Here is a 3,781-nt window from a genome sequence, read left to right as displayed (position 1 = left end):
ATGAACGTCTTCGGCGAGGATGACGCCCCCCATGGCCACATGCACATCCGCTTCACCAATGTGCGGGTGCCGGAATCGAACATCCTGCTCGGCGAAGGCCGCGGCTTCGAGATCAGCCAGCTGCGCCTTGGCCCGGGCCGGATTCACCACTGCATGCGCTCGATCGGCCAGGCCGAGCGGGCTCTGGACCTCATGGTCCGTCGGGGCCTGTCCCGGGAGGCCTTCGGCCGCAAGATCGCCTGGCTCGGCGGCAATGTGGAGATCATCTCCCGCGCCCGGATCGACATCGAGGCCATGCGCCTGATGGTGCTCAAGGCCGCCAAGGCGATGGACGTCCTCGGCAACCGCGAAGCTCGCGTGTGGGTCCACATGGTCAAGGCCATGGTGCCCGAGCGGGTCTGCCAGATCATCGACCAGGCCATCCAGATGCACGGCGCCACCGGCGTCTCGCAGTGGACCCCCCTGTCCCGGATGTACACCGGCCAGCGGACCCTTCGCATCGCCGACGGTCCGGACGAGGTCCATCACCTCGTGGTCGGCCGCCATGAGATCCGCCAGTATGAGGGCGGCGGCGAGGACCAGACCTCGAGCGTCGTCTGGCGGAACTGACGGGACGCGCGGACGGCGGCCCCGCAGGGTCGCCGTCCCGTTCCACGGGAGGCTCCGATGTCGGAAGGCGAAGCCGAGATCACCGAGGTGCGCGCGGCGCACCGCTTTGACGAGGCCCGGCTTGAGGCCTGGCTGGACGGCCGTCTGGAGGGCTTCCGTCCTCCCCTGACCGTCCGCCAGTTCGAGGGCGGGCATTCCAACCCCACCTTCCTGATCGCCTCGCCGGACCGCCGCTGGGTGGTCCGCAAGAAGCCCCCCGGCGACCTCCTGCCGTCGGCCCACCAGGTCGGGCGCGAGTACACGGTGCTGAAGGCCCTCGGCGGTTCCGGCGTGCCCGTGCCCACCGTCCGCCTGCATTGCGAGGACGCTTCGGTCATCGGCTCCGAGTTCTTCGTGATGGACTGGGTGAAGGGCCGGATCTTCCTGGATCCCTCCCTGCCCGGCATGACAACGGCCGAGCGGAGGGCGGTCTTCACCGACTACCTGAAGGTGCTGGCCCGGCTGCACGCGATAGACCCCGCCGCCGTCGGACTGTCCGACTACGGACGGCCGGGCAATTTTTACGAGCGCCAGATCAGTCGCTGGGTGCGCCAGTACAAGGCCGCCCAGACGGACGACCATCCCGACATGGAACGGCTGATGGAGTGGCTCCCGGCCAACATGCCGGCGGCGAGCGAGACGCGGATCGTCCATGGCGATTTCTCGATCCGCAACAGCATGCTCCATCCCACCGAGCCGAAGCTCGAGGCGGTGCTGGACTGGGAGCTATCGACCCTCGGCGATCCCTACTCCGACGTCGCCTACACCACCCTCTTCATGATGGGCGAGACGCCCCAGAAGACGATCACCGACCTCGGAATCCCGTCCCAGGCCGAAATGTTCGAGATCTATGCCGAGGCCTCGGGCCGACCGCCCCTGACGGACTGGAGCTTCCATCTGGCCTTCACCCTGTTCCGCATCGCGGCCATCAACCAGGGGGTCTACAAGCGCGGCCTGGACGGTAACGCTTCGTCGGACCGGTATGTCGAGGCCTATCCTTCTATCCAGCGCTATGCCGCCCGGGCCTGGTCCATCGCCAACGGGGGTCCGGCGGTTGTCTGACAGCCTGCTCGAGCGCCGCAACCGCGCCTTCGGCGCCGGGGCGGCCCTGTTCTACGAGACCCCCCTGCACATCGTCCGCGGCGAGGGCGCCTGGCTCTATGACGCCGCAGGCCGTCGCTATGTCGACATGTACAACAATGTGCCCTGCGTGGGGCACGGCAACCCCCGGGTGGCCGAGGCCATCGGGCGGCAGCAGGCGACCCTGAACGTCCATTCCCGCTACCTCCACGAGGACATCATCCGCCTGGCCGAGCGGGTGGCGGGCCTGCACGGCGACTTCGCCGAGAGCGTGATCTTTTCCTGCTCGGGCACAGAGGCCAACGAGATCGCCCTCAGGATGGCGCGCATGGCCACCGGCCGGCGCGGGATCGTCTGCACGGACGCCACCTACCACGGCAACTCCGAACTGGTGGGGGCCATGAGCGGCCTGCCCGTCGGGTCGGACCGGGCGCGGGGCTTCCGCAGCTTTCCCTTCCCCCAGACCTTCCGAACTCCAGAGCCCGGCCTGTCGGGCGAGGCTCTGACCGAAGCCTACCTGGCGGGTCTGGACCGGGCCTTGGACGCCCTTGAGGCCGCCGGCGACGGGATCGCCGCCCTGATCGTCTGCTCCATCCTGGCCAATGAGGGCCTGCCGGACATCCCGCCCGGCTTCATGGGCAGGGCCGCCGAGCGGGTGCGGGCCCGCGGGGGCCTCATCATCGCCGACGAGGTGCAGTCGGGGTATGGCCGCACGGGCCAGTGGTGGGGCTATCAGGTCACCGGCTTCACGCCGGACATCGTGGTGACGGGCAAGCCCATGGGCAATGGCGTGCCCCTGGCCGCGACCACGGCCTCCCGCGCCCTGGTCGAGACCTTCCGGTCCCGGACCCGCTACTTCAACACCTTCGCCTCCAGCCCCCTGCAGGCCGCGGCGGGTCACGCCGTACTGGACGAGATTGAGTCCCGGGACCTGCTGGCCAACGCCGAACGCGTGGGCGCCTTCCTGGAGGCGGAGCTGAAGGCCCGGGTCGGGCGCTGGCCCGGGGTGGCTGACGCCCGGGGCTGCGGTCTCTTCCTCGGGGTGGAGATGGTGGGGTCCGACGGCGCGCCGGACCTCGCCGCCGCTCGGGCGGTCTGCAACGGGCTGAAGGACCGGGGCTTCCTGACCTCCAACGCCGGAGCCTTCAACAACGTGGTCAAGATCCGCCCGCCCCTGGTCTTCAGCCAGGCCGATGCCGAGGCCTTCCTGCCCGCCTTCGACGCGACGCTGGACGCCCTGCATGGAGCGGGATGAGGCCGAGCGGCTCTTCCTGCCGGCCGCCCGAGAGGCGGCGCGCGCCTTCCCGGTCGCAGACCCGCGCGTGTCGCTGGTCACGGTCTCGGAAAACGTCACCTTCCGCCTGACGGACGGCAGGACCGGCGAGGACTGGGTCCTGCGCCTGCACCGGCCAGGCTATAATTCCGCCGCTGAGCTCGAGGCCGAGCGGGTCTGGACCGGCGCCCTGCGCGCGGCGGGACTGGCTGCGCCAGAGCCCCTGCCGGCCCGGGACGGACGCGCTTTCGTCGCCCAGCCGGTCGAGGCGACGGGCGAGACCCGGCTGGCCGGGGTGACACGCTGGATCGACGGGGAGGTGCTGGACGATTTCCTGGAGTCGCCGGACCGGACCGGCGAGCGCCCCTTTTGGTTCCACCGCCTCGGCGCCCTGGTCGCCCGGACCCACCTGCAGTCCGAGGCCTGGACCCCGCCCCCCGGCTTCGTCCGCCCCTGGCTGGACGCCGATGGCCTGATGGGCCCTGCGCCCCGGTGGGGGCCCTTCTGGGATCACGCCGCCCTCTCGGCGGAGGACCGCGAACTCGTTCTGGCCGCTCGCGACCTGCTTTACGCCCGCCTGTCCGGCCTGCCGCAGGACCCCGCAGTCTTCGGCATGATCCACGCTGACCTGCACCCGGGCAACCTGCTGATCCGGCAGGAGGGTCTCGCCATCATCGACTTCGACGACGCGGCCTTCGGCTGGCGGATGTACGACCTCGCCGTCGCCCTGACGCACCAGCAGGCCGCGCCGGACTTCGCAGCTGTCAGGGACGCCTTCCT

The 3,781-nt window shown here is 70.2% G+C and carries 4 protein-coding genes; all 4 read left to right on the top strand.

All coding sequences use genetic code 11. The features are described from left to right. Positions 1–609 (top strand): acyl-CoA dehydrogenase family protein (locus INE98_RS07650; protein ID WP_293537898.1); only part of this gene is annotated, 609 nt, incomplete at its 5' end. A gap of 57 nt (positions 610–666) precedes the next feature. Further along, positions 667–1,710, top strand: a complete 1,044-nt coding sequence (locus tag INE98_RS07645; protein ID WP_293537896.1) for a phosphotransferase — start codon at positions 667–669, stop codon at positions 1,708–1,710. Beyond that, on the top strand, positions 1,703–2,983 hold the full coding sequence (locus tag INE98_RS07640; protein WP_293537894.1) for an aminotransferase class III-fold pyridoxal phosphate-dependent enzyme: 1,281 nt from the start codon (positions 1,703–1,705) through the stop codon (positions 2,981–2,983). The genes INE98_RS07645 and INE98_RS07640 overlap by 8 nt, the downstream gene beginning before the upstream one ends. Next, positions 2,970–3,781: phosphotransferase (locus tag INE98_RS07635; protein ID WP_293537892.1), on the top strand; the 812-nt coding region annotated here is incomplete at its 3' end. The genes INE98_RS07640 and INE98_RS07635, both read left to right, overlap by 14 nt.

It is taken from the genome of Phenylobacterium sp. (assembly GCF_020253645.1).
Lineage (GTDB): Bacteria > Pseudomonadota > Alphaproteobacteria > Caulobacterales > Caulobacteraceae > Phenylobacterium.
Note: the sequence above shows the minus strand (reverse complement) of the source record. Positions and strands in the feature narration are given on the sequence as shown.